Source organism: Panacibacter microcysteis (assembly GCF_015831355.1).
GTDB classification, from domain to species: Bacteria; Bacteroidota; Bacteroidia; order Chitinophagales; family Chitinophagaceae; genus Panacibacter; species Panacibacter microcysteis.
Genome location: NZ_JADWYR010000001.1, coordinates 2565192 through 2589687, shown reverse-complemented (window position 1 = coordinate 2589687; position 24496 = coordinate 2565192). Strand labels below are relative to the sequence as shown.

The window sequence follows — 24496 nt, the reverse complement described above, 5'->3', positions numbered from 1 at the left end:
ATGTTGCCAACAGTTGTGCTGCTAAATCCGCAGACTGGAGATGCCATTTTTGCTACAGATGAACGTAATGCGACGCAACAGGCGATGCCATGGAAAACAACTGCCCGTAACCAAAAGAAAAAATAGCCTGTTCAATATTGATGCAAAACATACTTACGGTAAAAATATATACATGAAAAAATTACTGGTATTGCTGCTCTGCATTTGCACGTTTGCAACAATTGCGTGGCCACAGTCAACGGAAAAGCGTCGTGTACTTGTACTTACAGATATTGAAGCAGACCCAGACGATGCACAATCGCTTACCCGTTTTCTTTTGTACTGCAACCAGTGGGATGTAGAAGGTCTTATTGCCACCACATCTATTCACCAGCAAACGATGGTAGCCCCGGAAACCATCAGGAACATTTTATCTGCATACAAAAAAGTGCAGCCCAATTTATTGCTGCACGAGAAAGGCTACCCGTCTTATGAACTTTTACTTTCGAAAGTGAAGCAGGGGCTTGCTGTATATGGCATGCAGGGCGTGGGTGCCGGTAAAGATTCTGAGGGTTCGGAATGGATCGTTAAAATACTCGAACAGAAAGATGAAAGACCATTGTGGGTATGTGTGTGGGGCGGCGCCAACACATTGGCGCAGGCATTATGGAAAATAAAAAATACAAAGCCGGCAGCAGAAGCGGAGCAATTGTATAAAAAATTGCGTGTGTACACTATCTCAGACCAGGACGATAGCGGCCCGTGGATCAGGAAAAATTTTCCGGCTATATTTTTCGTGGTTACACCAGGATATAACTATGCAAACGCAACATGGCTTGGCATGTCATTTCCAATGCCGGGTTCCGATGTGGCATGTGTATCGGCAGAATGGCTGGCAAAAAATATTCAGCAGGGGCATGGTCCGCTGGGCGCCATCTATCCTGATGTGGCGTATGGTATGGAAGGTGATACTCCGTCGTTTCTAAATTTGATCGATAACGGTTTAAACGATCCTGAACACCCCAACTATGGCGGCTGGGGTGGCCGTTACGAATTGTATCTGCCGGAATTTGAAGATTCTAACACGGGCATGTTTAAAAGATTAAACTGGCCACAGGATGAGCCCGAAACAAGACCGGTGTGGACGAATGCCAGTGACGCTGTTGTTTCCCCGCTGGATAAAAAACCGTACACCGGCAACCGCGAGACCATCTGGCGCTGGCGCACAGAATTTCAAAACGACTTTGCCGCACGTATGTTATGGACCACAAAAAAATACAGTGAAGTAAATCATCCGCCGGTGCCCAGGCTCGCACACAGCGATCGTCTTACCGTAAAATCAGGTGCCGTATTTTCTTTAAGTGCAGCGGGTACAACAGACCCCGACGGTGATTCTATGAGTTATCTCTGGTTTCAATATGAAGAAGCAGGCACTTATAAAGGCGATGTTTCCCTGCGGCCTTTTGCACCAAATATGTATCGTATACCCGCCGTAACAGCACCGGTAGTAACTGTACCGCAAACCATTCATTTTATTTTGAAAGTGACCGACAAAGGCACGCCGGCCATTACAAGGTATAAGCGTTGCATTGTAACGGTGATACCATAGCGCTGCACACATAGTTTGATGCGGTAAAATTTCCCGTTGTGTAAAGATGATTTATGCGTGATATTATTCTTTTCAACAAAATATTGCTGTTCTGCCAATTCATACTACATTCTCTACTGTTAATCAGGTTTAAATGTCATAATTCACGGTATCTCATTAAATTCGCGGCCATCTAATGAGTATGAATCGCGTTGTGATAACTGGTATGGGCATCTACTCCTGCCTTGGTAAAAACCTTGATGAGGTACGTGATTCTTTGCATGCAGGTAAATCTGGAATTATACTCGACCCTGTACGTAAAGAGTTTGGCTACCGCTCTGGTCTTACCGGCTATGTAGATAAGCCAAACCTCAAAGAATTGCTTGACCGCCGTGCCAGGATAATGCTGCCCGAGCAGGGAGAATATGCTTACCTGAGCACACTGGAGGCGTTTAAGCAGGCAGGTATCGACCAGGATTATATCAATGAAAAAGAAATAGGTATTCTGTTTGGCAACGATAGCTCCGCTAAGCCTGTAATAGAAGCAACAGATATTATGCGGGAAAAGAAAGATACCATGATGGTAGGATCTGCATCAGTTTTTAAAACCATGAATTCTACCGTAACCATGAATCTGTCAACAATATTTAAACTAAGGGGTGTAAACTTTACCGTTAGTGCTGCCTGTGCCAGTGGCTCGCACGCCATAGGTTTAGGTTATATGTTTATCAAAATGGGGTTGCAGGATTGTGTGGTTACCGGCGGTGCCCAGGAAATCAACCATCTTTCCATGGGCAATTTTGATGCACTTTCGGCGTTTTCTGTGCGGGAATCGATGCCTGCACTGGCATCCAGGCCGTTTGACAGGGACCGCGACGGGCTTGTACCAAGCGGTGGCGCCGCAACGGTCATTTTAGAAAGCCTGGAATCAGCGCAAAAAAGGGGCGCAAAAATTCTCGGCGAAATAATCGGGTACGGGTTCTCATCCAACGGTGAGCATATTTCAAACCCAACAGTAAACGGCCCGGTTCGCTCTTTGGAAATGGCTTTAAGAGAGGCTGGCATGGCTGCCAGGGATATTGATTACATCAATGCACATGCCACCTCCACGCAGGCCGGCGATACCAGCGAAGCAAGAGCCATACACGAGGTTTTTGGTACGGCTTACCCGCATGTAAGCTCAACAAAATCTATGACGGGGCATGAATGCTGGATGGCAGGTGCCAGTGAAATAGTTTACTCCATGCTCATGATGGAAAACTCTTTCATTGCACCCAACATCAACTTCGAAAACCCCGATGAAGACTCGGCAAAACTGAACATTGTCAAAAAAACCATGGATAAAAATATAAATGTATTTTTGAGTAATTCTTTTGGTTTTGGAGGCACAAACTCATCTATCATTGTAAAAAAACACTAAACCTAGGCTTGTTATGAAGAGTAAGGAAGCAATCATAGACAGAATCAATGAATTCCTGTCTGAAGAATTTGAAGTGAGCCCCGAAAAAATAGTGCCGGGTGCCAGTCTCAGGGATACACTTGAGCTAGACAGTCTTGATTATATCGACCTTGTTGTGGTAATAGAAAACAATTTCTCTTTTAAAGTAAAACCAGGCGATTTTACGCAGATCGATACATTCACAGATTTCTATGAGTATATTATTTCAAAAGTTAGTGTAAAGGAACCTGCATAATGCCATCCTGGCAAGGAAAATCTAAAGGCACTCCACTGGGTTACCGCATTTTTGTAGCAGTAATAAAAAGAGCAGGCGTATTGCCTGCATATATCTTACTAAGGTTTGTGGCTTTCTACTATTTCCTGTTCTCATTCAGCTCCTCAAAAATCATTTATCGTTTTTACCGGTATCGGCTCCATCAACCGGTGTTGAGGTCTTTGCTCAACCTCTATCGCAACTATTATATTTTCGGTCAAACGCTCATTGATAAAATAGCGGTAATGGCCGTATCAGAAAATAAGTTCACTTACAATTTCGACGGAGAAGATATACTCCGCCAGGTAACCGCGCAACAAAAAGGCGGCATGTTGCTGAGTGCGCACATTGGCAACTGGGAAATAGCAGGCTTCCTCCTCAGGCGCCTCAATACAAAGATCAACATCGTTATTTTCGATGGCGAGCATGAACGCATCAAACAATACCTCGGCTCTGTAACGCAACAATCTGCCGCAAAATTTATCATTCTCCGCAACGACCTTTCCCACATTTACGAAATAGCGGCCGCACTTAAAAACAACGAACTGGTATGTATGCATGCAGACAGGTTCCTGGAAGGTAATAAAACACTTACGGTAGATTTTCTTGGCCGGCCCGCCAAGTTTCCGCTGGGCCCTTTCCTGCTGGCCGCACAGTTTAAAGTGCCCGTTTCCTTTGTCTTTGCCATGAAAGAGTCTGCCTTGCATTATCATTTCTTTGCCAGCCCTGTAAAGAATCTTACCGCCACAACAAAAGAGGCCGCTATGCAGCAGATGCTCCATGCATTTTCAACTGAGATGGAACAAAAAGTAAAAACTTACCCTCAGCAGTGGTTCAATTATTACGATTTCTGGCAATAATTTTTTTTGAGCCCGGCAGCAAAACGCTGCGCATCGTTCCTTGCGTCGCACACTTGTACAGCATATCTTTAAGCAGCAATGGCACAACCTTGCTTTATTCAGCACAATTTGTTACAATTGCAGTCTTATGCCAGAACTGAATATTTTAGACCTCGTACCACAAAGAGCCCCCTTTCTAATGATCGGTGAACTCATTGCATCAGATGATAAAACAACAACCACTACTTTCGAAATAAAGCCAGGCAATATTCTTACAGAAAACGGTAAATTCTCCGAGGCAGGTCTTATAGAAAACATTGCGCAAACTGCCGCGGCAAGAGCAGGCGTAACCGCCATCAGGAAAAATAAACCTGTTGCAGTAGGTTATATTGCCGCTGTTCAAAACCTCGAAGTGTTTTCACTTCCATCTGTAAATTCAACAATTCATACAGAAATAACGGCCGATAATGAAATACTCAACGTACTCTTGATCTCCGGCAAAGCAACCTGCAATGGTGAACTACTGGCAAAATGCACCATGAAAATTTTTATTGATCAAAATAAAAAACCGCAAACATGAAACGCACATTCATATCTGCAATCCTGATTGCATTATCAGTTGTATGTACCGTGGCAGCAAATGCGCAAACGATACAGGATGTATTCAAAGCTGAAACAAATCTTACCTGGCTCGGAATAGATTTCTCGGGTGTAAAAATCCTGGGGCATACAGATATTGAAGTGGAAGATTTCACCAACAGGCAATTTGCGGGCATTAATGAACTGGTATTAAACGAGCCTAAAAAATTCGACCTTCCAAAAGCATTTCACAAAGCAGGTGTTGAAACCGATCTCTCTGTGGTGAAAGCAAAAAATAAAGGTTTAGATCCTGACAAAATAAAATCTGCCAACGACGCAGACAGGTCAAGGTTTACCAATAAAACCATTGAAAAAATGGTAAAAGGCTATAATATCAGCGGCAAAAAAGGTGTAGGTGTTGTGTTCATTATGGAATCAATGAGTAAAACAGCAGAAAGGTCGTCTATGTATATCACCTTCATCAATATGAGCACTGGAAAAGTTATTCATACCGAAAGAATAGAAGAAAAAGTGGGCGGTTTCGGGTTAAGAAACTACTATGCAAAGTCGATCTACGAAGCACTGAAAGACATTGAGAAAACAAAATATAAAGACTGGAAAGGATAATCTTTGTTTGCAGCGGGTTGCAGCATCAGCGCCTTGCAAAAACGGTGCGGCCTGTGTTAAAAACAAATGGTTCAATTTATTGTTTCACTTATCCTGTAAAAAACCAGGCACCAACCAATGAGTATATCTTTAACTGAAAGAACAGAGGTAAGAGTTAGGTTTAATGAAGCTGATCCGCTGGGTATTGTATGGCATGGCCACTACATCCGCTACTTCGAAGATGGCCGCGAAGCATTCGGAAACAAATATGGCATTGGTTACCTGGATTTTTATAATAAAGGTTATGTTGTGCCGGTTGTAAAAGTGGAATGTGATTATAAGCGGTCATTGCGCTATGGCGACAGTCTCGTTGTGGAAACCACGTACGTACCGTGCGAGGCTGCAAAACTCAGGTTTGAATACAAATTGTACAACGCAGGAAACGGCCAGCTTGTAGCCACCGGTTTTTCTGTACAGGTATTTCTTGATAAAGAACATTCATTACTCCAGTTAACCAACCCACCTTTTTTTGAAGAGTGGAAAAATAAATACGGGCTATAGCTTAATACATGAAAGAAGTTTTTGTTGTTGCCGATAACATTGTTTCGCCAATTGGTACCACATCTGCTGAAAACTTTCAGCAATTACAAAAAGATGTTTCCGGTATACGGCAGCAGCGCTCACTTGCCGATCAACCTGCCTATGCTTCATTGTTTGCAGCCGATGTTATAAAGCCGCAAAACAATGTTACCAGGTTTGAGCAACTGGTTATAGATGCTGTAGCAGGCGCACTGGCCAATACCTCGCTGGATGTAACAGGCAGCAAGACCATCTTCATCCTTTCTTCCACGAAAGGAAACATCAGCCTGCTCGAAAAAACAACTTATACAGACACTCTCAGGGAAAAAATTTCATTGCCGCATTCAGCAAAAATTGTGGCAAAGCATTTTGATTTTTATCATACACCACTGGTGGTGTCTCATGCCTGTATTTCAGGTGTACTGGCATTGATTACTGCAATGAGACTGCTGCGTACCGGCGCATATGACCATGCCGTTGTAACAGGCGCAGACCTTATAACGAAATTTGTGTTCTCAGGGTTCGCATCTTTCCAGGCCATCAGCAATGAACCTTGCAAACCATTTGATGCAGACAGGAAAGGTGTAACACTTGGCGAAGCTGCCGGAACAATCATACTTTCTTCCAATAAGGCGTTCTCCAATGGTATACAGCTTTGCGGTGGTGCAGTAAGCAATGATGCCAACCATATATCCGGCCCGTCCAGAACAGGCGCAGAACTGTATGCGGCCATCAGCCAGGCATTGTCTGAAGCGGGCATCACCAGCCCGGAAATCGATTTTATTTCCGCCCATGGTACAGCAACTGTTTACAACGATGAAATGGAAGCAAAAGCCTTTGATCTTGCACACCTCAACGATACGCCTGTGAACAGTTTGAAAGGTTATTATGGCCATACACTTGGCGCGGCAGGCATCATTGAAACGGTAATGTCTGTACACGCATTACAGGAAAACATCATACTTCCAACAAAGGGTTTTTTAAATCCGGGAGTTTCAAAAAACCTGCATATTTGCAGGGCTTTGCAAAAAGGAAATTATAAGTATTTTTTGAAAACAGCATCCGGCTTTGGCGGTTGCAATGCAGCCGTTGTTTTTAAAAAAACAGATCACCAACTACAATAACATTCATGCAGTTTTTTTCTACAGATAAGAAGTCGGCATTAGAGGCAAAGAACATGGCGCAGTTTATTGCATTCGGTCCTGTCATTTTCCAGGTAGCCAGGATCATGCGCAACTCCGGCATATTGCATGAAATTGAAGCCAGCGGTTCTGCGGGCCTTACACTGCAAGAAATTGTAGCAAGGGTACAACTACCCAACTATGGCGTGCGTGTGTTGCTGGAGTCGGGCCTTGGCATTGGCCTGGTTATCATCAACGATGAACGATACCGCATTACAAAAACAGGTCATTTCATTTTGCATGATCCGCTTACCATTGTAAACATGGATTTTATGCACGATGTAAACTACAACGGCATGTTTTACCTGGAAGATGCTATCAAAAACGAAAGGCCCGAAGGCCTGAAAGTTTTTGGTAACTGGCAAACCATTTATGAAGGCCTCTCCCAGCTACCCAAACATGTACAAAAAAGCTGGTTTGCATTTGATCACTTTTTTTCAGATACAGCCTTCCCCGCTGTTTTGCCGCATGTATACAATAAGCACAACCACATAAAAAAATTACTCGATATTGGCGGCAATACAGGCAAGTGGGCTATTGCAAGTACAACATTCGATCCCGAAGTGCATATAACAATCATGGATTTGCCGGGCCAGTTGAATGTAGCCAAAACAACGATTGCAGAAAAAGGGCTTACAGACCGCGTAAGCTTTCACCCGGCAAATATCCTGGATGCAACCCAGCCGTTTCCAAAAGGCTTTGATGCCATCTGGATGAGCCAGTTTCTCGATTGTTTTTCTGAAGATGAAATTACCTCCATCATGCAGCGTTGCCACGAAGCAATTGATGAAAACGGTTTCGTTTATGTACTCGAGGCATTCTGGGATAAACAACGTTTTGAAGCCGCTGCTTTTTGCCTGCAACAAACCTCTGTTTATTTTACAGCATTGGCCAATGGCAACAGCCAGATGTACAATTCTGAAATATTTAAAAATGCAGTACTTAAAGGTGGTTTTGAAATAGTGGAAGAAATAAACAACATTGGTTTAAGTCATACACTCTGGAAACTGAAGAAACGAACAACAGTTACTGCATAGATTTTTTATGAGCCCGGCATTTGTGCAGGTGGCATCGCCTGTTGCGTCGCACTCTTGTACGGCAGTATATAAAGCAGCAGGAAAAGGCAAAATATTCAAGCGGTAATGTTTACGCATCGCATAGCTCAGTATAGGTACAGCCGTACAAGTGAGTGACACAACCAAAGCCCAATAGTAATTCAACAGTTGGTTACATAATTTTATATACACCCTTAACACAACCATAATGAAAAAGAGTAATGTTGATGTACTGGTAATTGGTGCCGGTCCGGCGGGAACCGTTGCCGCATCTATTGTAAACAAAGCAGGCTACAGCGTAAGAATTGTAGAAAAACTGCAGTTTCCAAGATTTGTAATAGGCGAAAGCCTCTTGCCGCGGTGCATGGAAGCGCTTGATGAAGCCGGCTTTTTAGATGCTGTAAAAGCAGCAAATTTCCAGGAAAAATACGGCGCTCTTTTCGTAAAAAACGGTGTAAAATGCGACTATTCTTTTGCAGACCGCTTTACCGAAGGCTGGACATGGACCTGGCAGGTACCGCGTGCTGAGTTTGATAAAATTCTTGCAGATACAGTAGTTTCAATGGGTGTACCGGTAAGTTATGAAACCACCGTTACAGGTATCGTGTTCAATGGCTCAGATTCTGTGACCACGGTTGAGCAAGCAAACGGAGATAAAGAGGAAATTGAAGCAAAATTTATCATAGACGGCAGTGGCTACGGCAGGGTTATACCCAGCTTGTTTAATATGGACAGGCCTTCTAACCTGCCGCCACGCAAGGCTGTTTTTGCACATACGCAGGATGTTAAACGTTCAATGGCCGATGAACCAAACAGGATAACGATCATTGTACATGAACCGGGTGTCTGGATCTGGGTAATACCCTTCTCTACGGGTATTACTTCTGTTGGTTTTGTGGGCGACCCTGCATTCTTTGAAAAGTATGCAGGCAACATGGAAGAACAGTTTCGCGGCCTGGTAGCCTCGCAGCCACATCTTGCCGAAAGGTTTAAAGATACCGTACTGGTTTTTGAACCGCGTGTGTTACAATCGTGGAGCAAAACCACCGACAAGTTTTATGGCGATGGTTTTGTACTCACCGGGAATGTAACAGAATTTTTAGACCCGGTATTTTCATCGGGCGTTACTTTGGCTACGGTTAGCAGCCAGAAAGCTGCCAGACTGGTGCTGAAGAAATTAAAAGGAGAAGACGTTGACTGGGAAGCAGAATATACACAGCCAATGATGCAGGGTGTAAACACCTTTCGTTCGTATGTTATGCGGTGGTACGATGGCACACTGGATACAATATTCTTTGCAGACGACCAGGATGCGGAGATCAAAAGAAGAATTTGCTCTGTACTGGCCGGCTATGTATGGGACACGGAAAACCATTATGTAAAAAATCATGATACAGCCTTATTTAAACTGGCTGCTACTATAAAAACGAGAGATAAATTCAGGGCATTGAATAAAGAGGCTTAAACAATCAATCATTTGACGGATCTTTTAAAAATAACAGCATACAGCTTCGCCGGTAACAACACGGTTGGTAAAAACGGCAACACGGTTTTTGAGGTTTCACCGGCAATGCAACCCGAAGATTTTTTGCAGGCTGCTTACCAGCACCTGAACATTGGTTATCCAAAATTTTACAAGATGGATAATCTTTGTAAGCTGGGGTTTTTAGCTACCGAGGTGCTGCTGCAGGGTGCAGGCAAAATAACTGACCCCTTTGCCACGGCCATTGTTTTAACCAACGCAAATGCAAGCCTGGATGCAGACATCAGGTACTACGATTCTCTTGCAAACATTCCCAGTCCTGCATTGTTTGTATACACATTACCCAATATTGTCATTGGTGAAATAAGCATCAGGCATAACTTGAAAGGTGAAAATGCGTTTTTTATCTTTGAAACTTTTGATGCCTCTTTTATAGAAACGTATGTAACCAATCTTTTCAGCACCACAGCCATTGAAAGATGCATTTGTGGATGGATAGATTTTATAAAGGATTCGTATGAAGCCGTTTTATTTCTCGTGGAAAAAGACCACAGATCAAACGAGGCTAAAGCGTTTACAAAAGATAATCTTAACAACATATATTTAAAGCATACATGGAAAAAGCAACATTAATGGAAGATCTGAAGCGCCGGATCATTACCCAGCTCAACCTGAAAGATCTTACACCCGAGCAGATAGGTGATGAGCAGCCGCTTTTTGTGGAAGGTCTTGGGCTGGATTCTATTGACGCCCTCGAACTGATTGTGCTTTTACAGCAGGAATACAGGATAAAACTTTCCAATGCCGACGACGGACCGAAAGTGTTCAAATCTGTAAGCACAATGGCTGATTACATACTCGCACATCAAGCGGAGAAAGCCTGATGAACAGCGGCGTTTTTGTAGCGGGCACCGGCGTAGTTTCAGCCATTGGCAACAATGTAGCTGAGCACCTGCTTGCGCTGGAACATGGCAATGCCGGCATGGGCAATATGACGTTGCTTGATTCTGTTCACCGGTCAAGCCTGCCCGTAGCTGAAGTAAAACTCAGCAACAAAGAGCTGGCAAAGCGCACAGGACTGGCAACAGGTATTACCCGCACAGCACTCCTGAGTGCGCTTGCAGCGCAGGAGGCAGTAAACGATGCAGCCATCGATCTTAAAAACCTGAGAACCGGTTTTATCTCTGCCAATTCTGTTGGCGGCATGGATAAAACTGAAAATTTCTACGCACAGTTTCTTGCCGATACATCGGCGGGCCGTTTACGCAACGTGGTAAACCACGAATGCGGCAGACCTACAGAAATCGTTGCAGACCTGCTGGGCATCAGTCATTTTGTTACGACCATCAGTACCGCCTGTTCTTCCTCTGCCAATGCTGTTTTTCTTGGTGCCAGGATGATCAGGCATAACCTGCTCGATGTAGCAGTAGCAGGAGGTGCAGACGCGCTTACAAAATTTACGCTCAATGGTTTCAACAGCCTCATGATACTGGACAATGAGTTTTGCAAACCTTTCGATGAAAATCGCAAAGGACTTAATCTTGGCGAGGGTGCCGGCTATATTGTACTGGTTTCTGAAAAAATTGCCAGGCAGTTGCCCAAAGATGTTTATTGTGCCATCAGTGGCTGGGCAAACGCCAATGACGCCTACCATCAAACGGCATCTTCACCCGCAGGCACCGGTTCTTTGCTGGCCATGAATGGCGCACTGCATAAAGCAGGCATTCAGCCATCAGCAATCAGTTACATTAACCTGCATGGTACCGGCACACAAAACAACGATATTGCCGAGGGCACGGCCATCAACACTTTATTTGCCCCTCACTTCCCAAAACTCAGTTCTACCAAATCTTTTACCGGTCATACATTGGGCGCTTGTGGTGGTGTTGAAGCTGTATTTTCTGCATTGTCGGTAAGGCACGGCCTAGTCTACCCAAATTTGCGTTTCCATACACAAATGAAAGAGTTGCCGTTTGCACCGCAGACTGTATTTTTAAAAAACCAGCAGATCAGTCATGTAATGAGCAATTCGTTTGGTTTTGGCGGCAATTGTTCCTCTTTGATTTTTTCAAAAGTATGAGGCCGGCAGCAGTTTTTCATGGCATCGCCTGTTGTGTCACTCACTTGTACGTTTGGAAAATATGGCAACAGGGCGAAGAGGCTACAGGCATGGAAGCAGTAAAGATGACGTTGTATTTGCAGTGAACGGTTTGTTGAATTTTGATTTATTTACATGAGTATTTATATACAATCAGCATACGGCATTACTCCACAACCATTGTATGATGGCAGTGAACTGCTGCCTGTTATGCACAACAAAACAGGCAACCAGTTGCGGTGTGTTGAACCCGATTATTCGCGATATATAGATGCAAAGCTTATAAGGCGCATGAGCCGCATTATAAAGATGGGCAGCGCAGCCGCCATGCAATGCTTACAAGACGCAAATCTTGCCATGCCCGATGCCATTGTTACCGGTACAGCGTATGGCTGTTTGCAGGATACAGCAATATTCCTGAACAGGATGGTAGAGTTTAAAGAAGAATTGCTTACACCCACCGCTTTTATTCAATCAACACACAATACAGTCAGTGCACAAATAGCATTGATGCTGCAATGCCATAACTACAACAATACTTACGTACACCGTGGTTTTTCGTTTGAGTCTGCGTTGCTTGATGCCATAATGATGTTGCAGGAAAAAGAGATCAGCAACGCATTGGTTGGCGCAGCAGATGAGATAACAGATACAAGCCATGCTATACTGTCAAGGTTTGGGTTATATAAGCACGGTGCTGTTTCAAATACCCGATTGTTTGAGGACAAAACAAAAGGAACTATTGCAGGAGAAGGTGCTGTTTTTTTTACATTGCATACAACTGATGCCGGCAGTAACCTCGCAAGACTGGATGCAGTAACCACTTTCTACAAGCCTGCTGACGCGGATGTGGTAAAAGAAACAATAGCCGCGTTTCTTGCGGGCCAGTCGGCAGATATAGAAGAAATAGATTTGATCATTACCGGCAGAAACGGCGATATTAGTAACGATGCCATTTACGACGTTTTGGCTGGTTCACTTTTTTCGGCTACACAGACCATCCATTTCAAGCAGCTTTGCGGAGAGTACCCTACTGCCTCTGCATATGCATTATGGCTTGGTGCCGCTATCATTCAAAACGGGAAAATTCCTTCAACACTTCTTCCTGCACCAAACAAAAAGCCCGTTAAACGTGTCTTGATCTATAATCATTACCAGCATACCCATCACGCATTATACCTGCTCTCTGCATGTTAAACTTCAGGAATACCAATATTGTTTTCGTGTTACTACTGGTGATACTTGCATGGTTACATATCAGCTTCGGCATTCCATACTGGTATTTTGTGGCGGCACTGTTGGTTTACTCTCTTATCTTGTTTTGGGGTTGCTATTATGTTGGCTCAAACTTTTTTATTGACATTACCTGTAAAGGCACAACCGAAAAAAAAGAAGTTGCTATTACGTTTGATGATGGCCCTGCACAAAACCACACTGCGGATATACTGGCCATACTTGCAAAAAACAATATACACGCCGCTTTCTTTTGCATTGGGCACCACGTAGAAAAAAATGAATCCTTGCTGGAGCAGGTACATTTACAGGGTCATATAGTGGGTAATCACTCGTATTCGCATGCACACTTGTTCGACCTGTTCCCAGCCCGAAAAATGTATGCAGATCTTGCAGCAATGGATACTGCAACACTGAAGGCCATTGGTGTAAAGCCGCGGTTGTTCAGGCCGCCATATGGCGTAACAAACCCAACGGTTAGAAAAGCGATCATCAATGGCAACTACATACCCGTTGGCTGGAGTATCCGTTCATTGGATACGGTCATCACGGACAAACAAAAACTACTTGGCCGGGTGGCAGGTGTAAAGCCCGGCGATATCATTCTCTTTCATGATACGAGCAAAACAACGGTTGATATTTTACAAACATTTATAGACCATGTACACAGGAGTGGATTTACATTTGTAAGATTGGATAAACTTCTTAACGTAGAACCGTATGTTTAAATACCTGTTTATACTTTTCCTTTTTGTTACCTCCACCCTGATGGCACAACATACAGGTTATACACCTGTTGCAGATATAAGCGGTTTTCAACAGCAGTTTGCTGCAGCATCTCAAAAAATAACCAGTATAAAAAGCGATTTTACACAGGTAAAAAACCTGAGTATGCTTGCAGAAAAGATAACCTCGAAAGGGAAATTCTGGTTCAAGAAAGACAACATGGTGCGTATGGAATACAACCAGCCATTCCAATACCTTATGATCTTAAACAAGAATGACATCTACATTAAGGACGGGCAAAAAGAAAACCGCGTTTCCACCAAATCCAATAAACTATTCCAGCAGGTTAACCAGCTTATGGTTGACTGTGTACGCGGTACTGCTTTTGCAAATAAAGACTTTACAGTAAAAGCATATCAAAACACCACAGGGTATCTTATAGAAATGAGCCCGGTAAATAAAACCATGAAGGAGATGTTTAAAACCATTAACGTGGTGGTTGACAAAAAGCAGTTTTCAGTTAACTCCATTGAGATGGTTGAGGCATCGGGTGATAATACACTCATTACTTTTGTAAACAAGGAACTAAACACCAGTTTACCGGATGCGCTATTTACTCATTAGCATGATGTTTCTTTTCAGTGCATGTGCATCGCAGTACAGGCACCTGCAGCAAGCAACCGGTAATAGCAATTGCCTGGAAAAATTTAAACCTGTCTTTACACGGGCTTTGTACTACACCCAGGTGAATGTTACCGGTAAACACTTAAGCGGCCTGTTACTCATTAAGCAAATGCCTGACAGCAGTACAAGAATGGTATTCTCCAATGAAGCTGGTTATAAATTTTTCGATTTTGAATACACACAAACCGGCGATTTTAAAGTTCACCAGGTTATTGATCAGCTTGATAAAAAACCAGTGATTACAACACTGCGGAAAGATTTTGAACTGGTGATGATGCACGCCAATGTAATGCAGAATGGTTTTGTTAAGAAAGACAGCAGCGGCCTGGTGTATTACGGCTTTCCTGAAGAAAAAGGCTATAACTATTACATTACAGATGCTGATTGCAGCAAGCTGGTAAACATGGAAAGGGCATCAAACCGTAAGGCTGTGGTAAAAGCTGTTATGAAAGATTACCGGGATGGAATACCTGATACTATTGGCATTAGTCATACAGGTTTTCAATTTGATATTGGCCTTAAAAGACTCGAACAGGATAACCTGTGAATCGTCCGGGAACATTACGAATTCATTTGTATTCAGAAATTTCAACCTTCCCGGGCATTACTTGCAACTGTAGTTTCTCTACACATGTTTAAGGCTTGGTCTATTGTTTACGTGGGTGCTGTGTGGCGTCTGCATGCTGCATAGCGATATGCAGTACAAGAGTGCGACGCAACGAAAGCTTCATTGAAAAACGATAGCCGGGCTCCAAAAAACTTACTTTGATCTTATTGCCACCACGGGGTTCATTTTAGCAGCGATTGAGGCAGGAATAATGCCTGATAAAACACCGAGGATTACACATATTGTAAATGCAAGTGCCATAATATTTGTGGAAATAACGATGGGGAATGGCAGGATACCACTGAGTACCAATGCAAGGCCGCCAACCATTAGTAAACCCATTATGCCACCAATGATACAGAGAAAGGCACTTTCGAGCAGGAATTCTAATAAGATGGTTTTGCGTTTTGCCCCAATGGCTTTCTTTAAACCGATCTGGCTGGTACGTTCCCTTACGGTTACAAACATGATGTTGGCGACACCAAAGCCACCTACCAGCAAGCTTAGAAAGGCTATTACCGCACCGCCAATATCTACCTGGCCAAAGAAACCACTGAGCTGCTGGCTAAAGAGGTTAATGTCGTTCAATGCAAAATCATCTTCCTCCGTTGGGCTGAGACGGTGTGCCTGCCGCATGATGCCCCTCAGTTCATCAATAAGCGCGGTGGTAGCAATGCCGTCTTTTCCGTTCACCATAATAAAGGGTTGGGTATTATCGCTGTTTACATCGTAAACAGCGGCATACGCACGATAAGAGAGGATTACACACTCGTCGTAGTTGAAACCGCCCACAAAACTCTGTCCCTGTTTCTCAATTACACCAACTACATTAAACTTATGACCGTCGAAAGTGATGGATTTATCAATAGCACGTTCAGGCTTATCAAACAGTTGTGTGGCAACCCTGTCGCCTATTACACAAACCGGGTTACCGCGTGTGAATTCTGTAGCGTTAAGATAACGGCCAAAAGCAATACCAATGGTTTGCATTTCAGAAAACTCATCGCTTACCCCATAAATACCAACATTGTTTACCTGGTTGTTTTCGTAAGTAACATTGGAACCGGTAGAATTAAAATAACTTACAAATTTGGCAAGCGTGCTGGCATTTTTTATAAATGCCACTTCTTTGTATTTGGGTGTAGGGCGGTTTACAAACTTCCACCATGGATAATCTTCGCCGTCATCGCCGCCGCCATATTGCCATTTGTCTATGTATATTGTATTGGAGCCAAGTGCGGAGATGTCTTTCTGCATTTTTGCTTCGAGGCTGCCTACCGTTGCCAGCACACCTATTATGCAGAAAATACCAAAAGCGATACCAATAAGGGATAATGAACTGCGCAGCTTATTGTTGTTTAACTCCTGCACACTCATTTTAAAGCTGTTCCAGAATATGGAGAGCGTTTTTAGCATATTTCAAAAATAACAAAGGCTGCAGTACAAATTACTTTTTTTAGATAAGCGGACTAAAAATAAGATGAGGTAGTACAAACAGGCCGGCTTTGGAATTTGCTGATGGTATTGCGCTGAACATTTACCGGGTATCTTGTAACAAACAGGTAAAGCGAAGCCTGACAATATTCTTAATAAAACAAGGTTTGTGAAGCATCAGCGGGTAAAATTTATTTGTATTTCCGCAATACAGTATGAGATAATAATCGTGTTACCAGCCGAACAAAATTTTACTGTGGTTGTTTTATAAGATGATGAAGCTTTGTATTTTAAAAAAACATTTTAAAAAAACATAAACTGGCAATCGTGCCGTACTTTTGCACCGATTTTCTAACATATAACCAAGCTATATGACCTGGAAACAAGTCTTCGTCTCTTCTATCGGCAGAAAATTAGTAATGGCATTTACCGGAATCTTTCTTGTTCTTTTCCTGATCATTCATGTGGGTTTAAATGCCTGTATATGGGCAAATGATGGTGGCGAAATGTTCAATGCCGGTGCACATTTCATGGGTGGTAACTGGGTGCCCAGAATCCTTGAGATTGGTTTGTTTGCAGGCTTCATCCTACATATTGTGCAGGGTTATATGCTTACTGCATACAATCAGCAAAAGCGCAAACAGGGGTATGCAGTAGATTATGGAAACCGGGGAAGCAGGTGGTACAGCCGCAGTATGGCTTTACTGGGCACAATTATATTGTTGTTTCTTGTTGTGCATATTGGCGATTTCTGGTTGCCCAACCGCTCTCACCAGGGTTTTCTTTTAGGTGAAGAGATCAATCTTTTTGAAAAAATGAAAGAAGTATTCAGCCAGCTATGGGTAGTTATACTTTATGTAGTGGGTTGTATATCGCTTGGCTATCACCTCGCACATGGTTTCCAGAGTGCCTTCAGAACATTAGGCGTTTACAACAAACGCTACAATATCATGTTAACTTCTTTAGGCTATGGTTTTTCAATCATCGTTTCCCTGATGTTTGCCATGATGCCTGTTAGCTTTTATTTGGGTTGGATCAGGTAACTGATTCTAACCAGTTACCGGCACTGTAAATAATAATCATTCTAATCAGATAAATACACTGGTTTATGTTGAACGCAAAAATACCTGCAGGACCATTAGACGACAAGTGGACAGATTACAAAGGACACTGTAAACTGGTTAACCCTGCCAATAAGCGTAAGATTGAGGTGATTGTAGTGGGAACAGGCCTGGCAGGTGCTTCAGCAGCTGCGTCTCTTGGCGAACTTGGTTATAAAGTAAAAGCATTTTGCTTCCAGGATTCGCCGCGCCGTGCGCACTCTATTGCTGCGCAGGGCGGCATCAATGCTGCGAAGAATTACCAGAATGATGGAGACAGCGTATTCCGTTTGTTCTACGACACTATAAAAGGCGGTGACTATCGTGCCCGTGAAGCCAATGTACACAGGCTTGCAGAAGTAAGCGCCAACATTATAGACCAGTGTGTAGCGCAGGGCGTTCCGTTTGCACGTGAATACGGCGGGCTGTTAAGTAACCGCTCATTTGGTGGCACGCAGGTACAAAGAACATTCTATGCTGCAGGCCAAACCGGCCAGCAGTTACTCATAGGTGCTTACCAGGCACTCGAAAGACAGGTAGCTCTTGGAAATGTGAAAATGTATACCCGCCACGAAATGCTTGAAGTAGTGAAGATCGACGGCAAAGCACGCGGTATCATTGCCAGGGATCTTATCAATGGTAAACTGGAAAGACATTTTGGGCATGCAGTACTGCTTTGCTCGGGTGGATATGGCAACGTTTTTTACCTTTCTACCAACGCTATGGGCAGTAATGTAACTGCTGCATGGAAAGCACATAAGGCAGGTGCCTATTTTGGTAACCCTTGCTTTACACAGATACATCCAACATGTATACCTGTAAGCGGAGACCACCAGAGTAAGCTTACCTTAATGTCTGAGTCTTTGCGTAACGATGGTCGCATATGGGTACCTAAAAAACAAGGTGACACCCGCAGGCCAAACGAGATACCTGAAGAGGAAAGAGACTATTACCTGGAAAGAAGATACCCTGCATTTGGTAACCTCGTACCAAGAGATGTGGCCAGCCGTGCTGCCAAAGAAAGGTGCGATGCAGGTTATGGTGTCGGATCAAGCAAACAGGCTGTTTACCTTGACTACGCTGCAGCTATTGAACGTTATGGTAAAATAGAAGCCGGCAAACAGGGTAACGACAGCGCAGGCAAAGAAGAAGTTATTACCATGGGTAAAGAAGTAGTAAAGGAGAAGTATGGTAACCTTTTTGACATGTATGAGAAGATTACCGGCGAGAACCCTTACGAAGTACCTATGCGTATTTATCCTGCAGTACATTATACCATGGGTGGCTTGTGGGTTGATTACGAACTGATGACAACAGTGCCGGGTTTATATGCACTGGGCGAGGCCAACTTTAGCGATCACGGTGCAAACCGCCTGGGTGCAAGTGCGCTTATGCAGGGCTTGGCAGATGGATATTTTGTTATTCCTTACACACTAGGTAATTACCTGGCAGACGATATCCGCACTGCCGCTATACCAACAACACACCCGGCATTTGAAGAAGCCGAGAAAAAAGTATCAGACCGCATCAATACCTTAATGGGTATACAGGGCAAGCAAACCGTTGAAAGCTTGCATAAACGCCTTGGCAAGATCATGTGGGACAAGTGCGGTATGGCACGTAATGCAGATGGCCTTAAACAGGCAATAGCTGAAATACAACAGTTGAAAAAAGAATTCTGGAGCGATGTTAAGATACCGGGCAGCATCAATGAAATGAACCCGGAACTTGATAAAGCCGGCCGGGTAGCAGACTTTATAGAACTGGGTGAACTGATGTGCCTCGATGCGCTGAACCGCGAAGAAAGCTGTGGTGGCCACTTCAGGGAAGAACACCAGACAGATGAAGGCGAAGCAATGCGCCATGATGACCAGTTTATGTATGTTGCCGCATGGGAGTTCAAAGCAGAACACCAGTGGGAACTGCACAAGGAAGAACTGAATTATGATGTCGTAAAACCAAGCCAGAGAAGCTACAAATAATCTTTGCCTGTACAGGGAAAAGACAAAACAAAAGCAATCGTTCTTTATATAATTAAACTTTAATTCCCCTTTTGGGGTTAGGGGCTTTATTATGGAGCATTACAATATGAATCTCACACTGAAAGTGTGGAGACAAAAAAACAGCAGCGATGCAGGACATTTTGAGACTTACCAGGTAGGTGATATTTCATCTGAAATGTCTTTCCTTGAAATGTTCGACGTCCTGAATGAAAGGCTGATCAGCGAGGGTAAAGATCCCGTTGCATTCGACCATGATTGCCGTGAAGGTATTTGCGGTATGTGCTCTATGTACATAGATGGTAAGCCACACGGGCCATGGCAGGCAAATACAACCTGCCAGTTGCACATGCGTGCCTTTAAAGATGGTGATACCATAACAGTGGAACCATGGCGCGCCAATGCATTCCCTGTTATCAAAGACCTTGTAACAGACAGAACGGCATTCGACCGCATAGTGCAGGCAGGTGGATATATTTCTGTAAATACCGGTAATGCTGTTGATGCCAACGCAATACCAATAGAGAAAGATAAAGCGGATGCGTCTTTTGCTGCTGCAGCCTGTATTGGTTGCGGTGCCTGCGTGGCAGCATGCAAAAACAGTTCAGCTATGCTGTTCCTGTCCGCCAAAGTTTCTCACCTTGCACTTTTACCACAGGGCGAGCCTGAAAGAAAAGTACGCGTGGTAAACATGGTAGCACAAATGGATAAAGAGGGTTTTGGCGCCTGCACCAACACCGGCGCATGCGAAGCTACCTGCCCCAAAGAAATCTCGCTGCAAAACATAGCAAGGTTGAACAAAGAATACCTTGTTGCCAGTTTAACGGCAGATAAATAATACTGAAGTCCCACCATGTAATAGAAGCTGTTTCTTTTTTTACGAAACAGCTTTTTTATTATAGCATAATTATGTACCCAGCTGCAGTACATGCATTGAGCCCGGTTGCGTCGCACACTTGTACTGTATATCTTTATGCAGCAGTTCCGGTACTATCGCCGCATGTATCAGCAGTCATCGATTACGGGGTTGTCACTTACTGGTGATCGTTTAGCTCATCAGCAATAAAAAATTCGTCTCATTCGTGCATTTCACTTAATTCGCGCTATAAATATTTGTACTGCGCATGCCAAACAACTTCTTCCGTTTTAAAGAATTTACGGTTCACCAGGAACTTTGTGCCATGAAGGTGTGCACAGATGCCTGCCTGTTTGGTGCATGGCTGGCCGGGAAGCTAAAAGACAAAGCGCTTAAACAAATCCTTGATATTGGAACAGGTACAGGTTTGTTATCACTCATGCTGGCGCAAAAAACCAATGCCTTTTTCGATGCTGTTGAAATTGATACCAACGCTGCAGTACAGGCGCAGCAAAACTTCCGGGCTTCGCCGTGGGCGGACAGGCTGAGGCTTTGCAATGTAGCGATACAGGCGTTTAAACCCGCACATCAATACGATTGTATCATCAGCAACCCACCGTTCTTTGAAAATGACCTGAAGAGCTTAGACTGTAAAAGAAACCTGGCCCTGCACAGTGCAGCATTAAGCCTGGAAGAGTTGTTGCAATTTGCCGCAGACCATCTTGCAGCAGATGGCTTATTTGCGGTGCTGCTGCCCTTTCACCGCAGTGCATATTTCGAACAAATGGCGCAACGCAGGCTTTACCTGCAACAAAAGGTATTGGTGAAACAAACAATGGAACACCCTTACTTCAGAAGCATGTTATTGTTCGCAACTTCACAAAAGACCTGCACACAGGAAGACACCATCACCATCCGTGACAACAAGCGGGAATACAGTGAAACTTTTGCATCGCTGCTTAAAGATTATTATCTGTACCTCTGATCAGTCAGTGTAGTTTTTACAATGAAGGTTGCTATTGCAGATAAAAGGAGTAATCAGGAAAAAGATAACACTTTGGAGTTTGTAAGAAGGCTTTGCCAGCCTGAAGCTATTCCTGTAATCTTTAGCCAGCCTGAGTTTTTGCAACAAAGAAGTGCTTTGTTGTTTTTGTGCATTATCCATCGCAATGCGGCTGGCACATTCAAATAAGTATTCGGTGTTTAATGCAGGTGTTACTTTCCAGTTTGCAACGGCATTTGCGTTACCGCTGTTCCACATGGCATGTGGCTCATGCTTTGGTATATGTATACAATCTCCCTTTTGCAATACTTTTATGTCGTTACCTATTCTTACAGTTAAAGTACCAGAGGTAACGTAAAATTCTTCTGACTGAAAAGGATGGTAGTGCAATGGTGGTTGTGGCGAATGTGCGCCCCATACTGATACCATCTCGAGTAATGCGCCACCGGTACCTGCAGCAGTTTGTATAAAGGTGATCTGCTGTTTGTTTTCGGGGTTATAGATCACCTGGTTTTGATACGCCATACAGTCAAATTTTTGCTGGTGTAAATTTCCTGTATCAGTCATACATGCCAGACGATGAAAGCGATGAACTGCATCAATACCTGCATGAAATGCCTGTAAACACATGGTTGTGCGGCGCCTTTCTGCTGCGGGACTGCACACAACTTTTGAAGACTGTGCCTGGGCTGAGAAAAGCTATACAGCACAAGAGTGCGACGCAACCGGGCTTAATGCATGTACTAATGCCGGGTTCACCATCTTTATTGCATAAAAAAAACCCCGCTTTCGCGGAGTTTTTTTATGCTTGTGTAGCAGGCTTAATTTTTGGGAAAGTTGGGGTCAGCTTTTACTTCTTCTATCTGTGCTGTGTGGCGTTTGCTGTGTGCGGCAATAAACAACACCAGCTGGTAACTGTCGTACGTTCCAAAAGGCAATGTTGCCACATGGCTGCGCAGATCATCATTGGTGGTCTTTACGTATTCTATAAGCTTTCCACGATTTGTCTTAAAAGATTGTAAAGCATCATCCATTGTTTTGTATTCTGTGTTCTGCGGTTCCATTGTTGGTGCAGTTTTTACTTTATGCTCGCGGCTTTCGATCATTTGTACCACCTGGTCATCCGTAGCCTTTATTTCGGCACGTTTTTCAGGATTGGGTGCGGCTTTTATGGTGCCTTCAGTCATTTGCCATAAGCCACCTTCCGTAACGGCAATATGCTTTACACATTCTGCCACACTCCATTTGTCGGGAGCCGGTTTAAAATTTAACTGTGCTTCACTTAAGCCTGCAACTGCTTTTATAACGCCATCTTCAGTTTGCTGCAGCAGGTCGACAGCCATTGTTCTTTCTGCATCGGTAAGACCGGCAGGTTTAATTGCGAAACTTAACAGGACAAGGCCCATAAAGAGCGTGGATAATTTTTTCATACAATGTAGTTTTACGGTTAATGTACTATGACGTTTTAAAAATGAGTAAGCGGACAAATATTTCGATAAGGTATAAATAATATGATAAGAAAGCAAGTTAGTATACGCCGTTAACTGAAAAATCTGCTAACTTGTATAATCTCAAAAGCACAATTCTTCAATACAAAAATCATGTCAAACTTTATGTCTTGCCGTAAGTTCTTCCCTTTAATAGTGATTGGTATACTTTGCTCGTTTGGCAGCTTTGCACAAACACTGGTACGCAGCGAGCCTGAAGCACAGGGCGTATCATCAAAAGCGATACTGGAATTCCTGGATGCAGCAAATAAAAGCAAAACAGAATTTCACAGCATTATGATTGTAAGACATGGAAATGTAATTGCAGAAGGTTGGTGGAACCCTTATAAGCCAAACCTGAAACATACTTTATACTCCTGCAGCAAAACATTTACCGCAACAGCGGTTGGCTTTGCCGTGCAGGAAAAACTTTTATCTGTTAATGATAAAGTAACATCGTTCTTCAAAGGCGAGTTACCGGATACGATAAGTGCAAACCTTGCTGACCTTACTGTAAAGGATGTATTAATGATGTCTGACGGGCAGGAACCCGACCCAACTTTTAAAATAGGTGTAGACAGCAACTGGGTGCACGCTTTTCTTACCACGCCGGTAGTGCATGATCCCGGTACAACGTTCCTGTACAATTCGCTTGGTACCTACATGCTGTCTGCCATTGTACAAAAAGTAACAGGCCAGAAAATTGTTGACTACCTGAAGCCGCGGCTATTTGACCCGCTGGGCATTACCGGTGCAGACTGGGAAGAAGATACAAAGGGCATAAACACCGGCGGCTGGGGCCTGCGTGTAAAAACAGAAGACATTGCAAGATTCGGGCAGTTGTTCCTTCAAAAAGGTATGTGGAACGGTAAACAAATACTGCCGGCCTCGTGGGTTGAAGAAGCTACCACCGCACAGATCATGCAAAAGCCTGGTGCAATGCCGGAAGAGAAAGCAGCCAATGATTGGATACAGGGATATTGCTACCAGATGTGGCGCTGCAGAAACAATGCAGTACGTGGTGATGGCGCATTTGGGCAATACATGATTATTATGCCTGAGCAGGATGCTGTAGTTGCCATAACAGCAGAAACCCCGGATATGCAGGATGAGATAAACCTTGTTTGGAAATACTTGTTACCTGCCATGCAAAAAAATGCATTACCTACAGATAAAGCCGCTGCAAAACTGCTGAAAGAAAAGCTTGCAACGCTTGCACTGGCGCCACCTGCAAAAAACAATACTGCAATGGCCACAACTATTGCCGGCAAGCAATATGTGTTTACCGCAAATGACAGGCACCTGAAAAACATCTCTTTTACTTATAAAAAAGACATGTACCATGTAACGCTAACGACAGACACGGCAAAGTATGAGTTTGATTTTGCAGCGGGCAAATGGCAGCCGGGCACAACCGATAAACCCGGGCCCTCGCTTACAGGTGCGGGGTTTGAAAACCGTGCCATGCTATACCCCGCAAAAACAATGGCCGGCTACACCTGGGTAGATGATAACAGTTTACAGTTGAAGCTTCGTTATATAGAAAGCCCGCATACAGAAACATTTACCTGCCATTTTGATGGCAATAAATTAACCATGGATGTGGAAAGAAGTTTTGACTATGGCAAAAACACAGCAACGTTAACGGCGGAAAGTAAATAGATTTT

The 24496-nt window shown here is 43.7% G+C and carries 25 protein-coding genes; 22 read left to right on the top strand and 3 right to left on the bottom strand.

The features are described 5' to 3' along the window. Positions 1 to 172: 172 nt before the first annotated feature. The 17 genes from I5907_RS10560 (at position 173) to lolB2 (ending at position 14889) form a co-directional block, all read left to right on the top strand. Positions 173 to 1588 carry a DUF1593 domain-containing protein gene (locus I5907_RS10560; RefSeq protein WP_196990677.1) on the top strand — a complete coding sequence of 472 codons (1416 nt, stop codon included), beginning with the start codon at positions 173 to 175 and terminating at the stop codon, positions 1586 to 1588. A gap of 181 nt (positions 1589 to 1769) precedes the next feature. Then, positions 1770 to 2987 carry a beta-ketoacyl-[acyl-carrier-protein] synthase family protein gene (locus I5907_RS10555; protein WP_196990676.1) on the top strand — a complete coding sequence of 406 codons (1218 nt, stop codon included), beginning with the start codon at positions 1770 to 1772 and terminating at the stop codon, positions 2985 to 2987. 13 nt (positions 2988 to 3000) lie between these two features. After that, complete coding sequence (locus I5907_RS10550; protein WP_196990675.1) at positions 3001 to 3261, top strand: phosphopantetheine-binding protein; 261 nt, start codon at positions 3001 to 3003, stop codon at positions 3259 to 3261. After that, positions 3261 to 4139 carry a lysophospholipid acyltransferase family protein gene (locus I5907_RS10545; RefSeq protein ID WP_196990674.1) on the top strand — a complete coding sequence of 293 codons (879 nt, stop codon included), beginning with the start codon at positions 3261 to 3263 and terminating at the stop codon, positions 4137 to 4139. The genes I5907_RS10550 and I5907_RS10545 overlap by 1 nt, the downstream gene beginning before the upstream one ends. A gap of 127 nt (positions 4140 to 4266) precedes the next feature. Continuing rightward, positions 4267 to 4698 (top strand): hotdog family protein, encoded by a 432-nt coding sequence (locus I5907_RS10540; RefSeq protein WP_196990673.1) that lies wholly within the window; start codon positions 4267 to 4269, stop codon positions 4696 to 4698. Beyond that, positions 4695 to 5324 carry a hypothetical protein gene (locus I5907_RS10535; protein ID WP_196990672.1) on the top strand — a complete coding sequence of 210 codons (630 nt, stop codon included), beginning with the start codon at positions 4695 to 4697 and terminating at the stop codon, positions 5322 to 5324. Before I5907_RS10540 ends, I5907_RS10535 begins: the two co-directional genes overlap by 4 nt. Positions 5325 to 5441: 117 nt before the next feature. Next, entirely contained in the window at positions 5442 to 5864 is a 423-nt protein-coding gene (locus tag I5907_RS10530; RefSeq protein ID WP_196990671.1) for an acyl-CoA thioesterase, read from the top strand. 8 nt (positions 5865 to 5872) lie between these two features. Further along, complete coding sequence (locus tag I5907_RS10525) at positions 5873 to 7006, top strand: beta-ketoacyl synthase N-terminal-like domain-containing protein (RefSeq protein ID WP_196990670.1); 1134 nt, start codon at positions 5873 to 5875, stop codon at positions 7004 to 7006. A gap of 5 nt (positions 7007 to 7011) precedes the next feature. After that, on the top strand, positions 7012 to 8100 hold the full coding sequence (locus I5907_RS10520) for a methyltransferase (RefSeq protein WP_196990669.1): 1089 nt from the start codon (positions 7012 to 7014) through the stop codon (positions 8098 to 8100). 226 nt (positions 8101 to 8326) lie between these two features. After that, positions 8327 to 9583, top strand: a complete 1257-nt coding sequence (locus tag I5907_RS10515; RefSeq protein WP_196990668.1) for an NAD(P)/FAD-dependent oxidoreductase — start codon at positions 8327 to 8329, stop codon at positions 9581 to 9583. Positions 9584 to 9595: 12 nt separating this feature from the next. Next, the gene (locus I5907_RS10510) at positions 9596 to 10234 is read left to right on the top strand and encodes a hypothetical protein (RefSeq protein WP_196990667.1); all 639 of its coding nucleotides are present in this window, start codon (positions 9596 to 9598) and stop codon (positions 10232 to 10234) included. Further along, a complete protein-coding gene (locus tag I5907_RS10505) occupies positions 10216 to 10485 on the top strand; it encodes a phosphopantetheine-binding protein (RefSeq protein WP_196990666.1) in 270 nt (89 codons plus the stop codon). The genes I5907_RS10510 and I5907_RS10505 overlap by 19 nt, the downstream gene beginning before the upstream one ends. Beyond that, on the top strand, positions 10485 to 11681 hold the full coding sequence (locus I5907_RS10500) for a beta-ketoacyl-[acyl-carrier-protein] synthase family protein (protein WP_196990665.1): 1197 nt from the start codon (positions 10485 to 10487) through the stop codon (positions 11679 to 11681). The genes I5907_RS10505 and I5907_RS10500 overlap by 1 nt, the downstream gene beginning before the upstream one ends. A 153-nt stretch (positions 11682 to 11834) precedes the next feature. Further along, complete coding sequence (locus tag I5907_RS10495) at positions 11835 to 12896, top strand: beta-ketoacyl synthase chain length factor (RefSeq protein WP_231402019.1); 1062 nt, start codon at positions 11835 to 11837, stop codon at positions 12894 to 12896. Next, positions 12890 to 13660 carry a polysaccharide deacetylase family protein gene (locus I5907_RS10490; RefSeq protein WP_196990664.1) on the top strand — a complete coding sequence of 257 codons (771 nt, stop codon included), beginning with the start codon at positions 12890 to 12892 and terminating at the stop codon, positions 13658 to 13660. Before I5907_RS10495 ends, I5907_RS10490 begins: the two co-directional genes overlap by 7 nt. Continuing rightward, entirely contained in the window at positions 13653 to 14282 is a 630-nt protein-coding gene (gene lolA2, locus I5907_RS10485; protein ID WP_196990663.1) for a flexirubin biosynthesis/transport protein LolA2, read from the top strand. The genes I5907_RS10490 and lolA2 overlap by 8 nt, the downstream gene beginning before the upstream one ends. Position 14283: 1 nt before the next feature. Next, positions 14284 to 14889, top strand: coding sequence for a flexirubin biosynthesis protein LolB2 (gene lolB2 / locus I5907_RS10480; RefSeq protein WP_196990662.1), 606 nt, complete (start codon positions 14284 to 14286; stop codon positions 14887 to 14889). 213 nt (positions 14890 to 15102) lie between these two features. Here the strand turns inward: lolB2 and I5907_RS10475 are convergent, their stop codons facing one another. Further along, a complete protein-coding gene (locus tag I5907_RS10475; RefSeq protein WP_196990661.1) occupies positions 15103 to 16365 on the bottom strand; it encodes an ABC transporter permease in 1263 nt (420 codons plus the stop codon). A gap of 389 nt (positions 16366 to 16754) precedes the next feature. Between I5907_RS10475 and I5907_RS10470 the strand changes: the two genes are divergently transcribed. The 4 genes from I5907_RS10470 to I5907_RS10455 all read left to right on the top strand — a co-directional run bounded on the left by I5907_RS10470 (position 16755) and on the right by I5907_RS10455 (position 21324). Continuing rightward, on the top strand, positions 16755 to 17426 hold the full coding sequence (locus I5907_RS10470) for a succinate dehydrogenase cytochrome b subunit (RefSeq protein ID WP_196990660.1): 672 nt from the start codon (positions 16755 to 16757) through the stop codon (positions 17424 to 17426). 65 nt (positions 17427 to 17491) lie between these two features. Next, a complete protein-coding gene (locus I5907_RS10465) occupies positions 17492 to 19465 on the top strand; it encodes a fumarate reductase/succinate dehydrogenase flavoprotein subunit (protein WP_196990659.1) in 1974 nt (657 codons plus the stop codon). Positions 19466 to 19571: 106 nt separating this feature from the next. After that, complete coding sequence (locus I5907_RS10460; protein ID WP_196990658.1) at positions 19572 to 20321, top strand: succinate dehydrogenase/fumarate reductase iron-sulfur subunit; 750 nt, start codon at positions 19572 to 19574, stop codon at positions 20319 to 20321. A gap of 286 nt (positions 20322 to 20607) precedes the next feature. Next, the gene (locus I5907_RS10455) at positions 20608 to 21324 is read left to right on the top strand and encodes a tRNA1(Val) (adenine(37)-N6)-methyltransferase (protein WP_196990657.1); all 717 of its coding nucleotides are present in this window, start codon (positions 20608 to 20610) and stop codon (positions 21322 to 21324) included. On the opposite strand, the gene I5907_RS10450 is transcribed toward I5907_RS10455, so the two are convergent. Together I5907_RS10450 and I5907_RS10445 are read right to left on the bottom strand one after the other, a co-directional pair. Then, positions 21325 to 21867 carry a cupin domain-containing protein gene (locus tag I5907_RS10450; RefSeq protein WP_196990656.1) on the bottom strand — a complete coding sequence of 181 codons (543 nt, stop codon included), beginning with the start codon at positions 21865 to 21867 and terminating at the stop codon, positions 21325 to 21327. It lies immediately after the preceding gene. 296 nt (positions 21868 to 22163) lie between these two features. After that, positions 22164 to 22772, bottom strand: coding sequence for a DinB family protein (locus I5907_RS10445; RefSeq protein ID WP_196990655.1), 609 nt, complete (start codon positions 22770 to 22772; stop codon positions 22164 to 22166). Between the two features lie 183 nt (positions 22773 to 22955). Between I5907_RS10445 and I5907_RS10440 the strand changes: the two genes are divergently transcribed. Next, the gene (locus I5907_RS10440; RefSeq protein WP_196990654.1) at positions 22956 to 24491 is read left to right on the top strand and encodes a serine hydrolase domain-containing protein; all 1536 of its coding nucleotides are present in this window, start codon (positions 22956 to 22958) and stop codon (positions 24489 to 24491) included. Positions 24492 to 24496 lie beyond the last annotated feature (5 nt).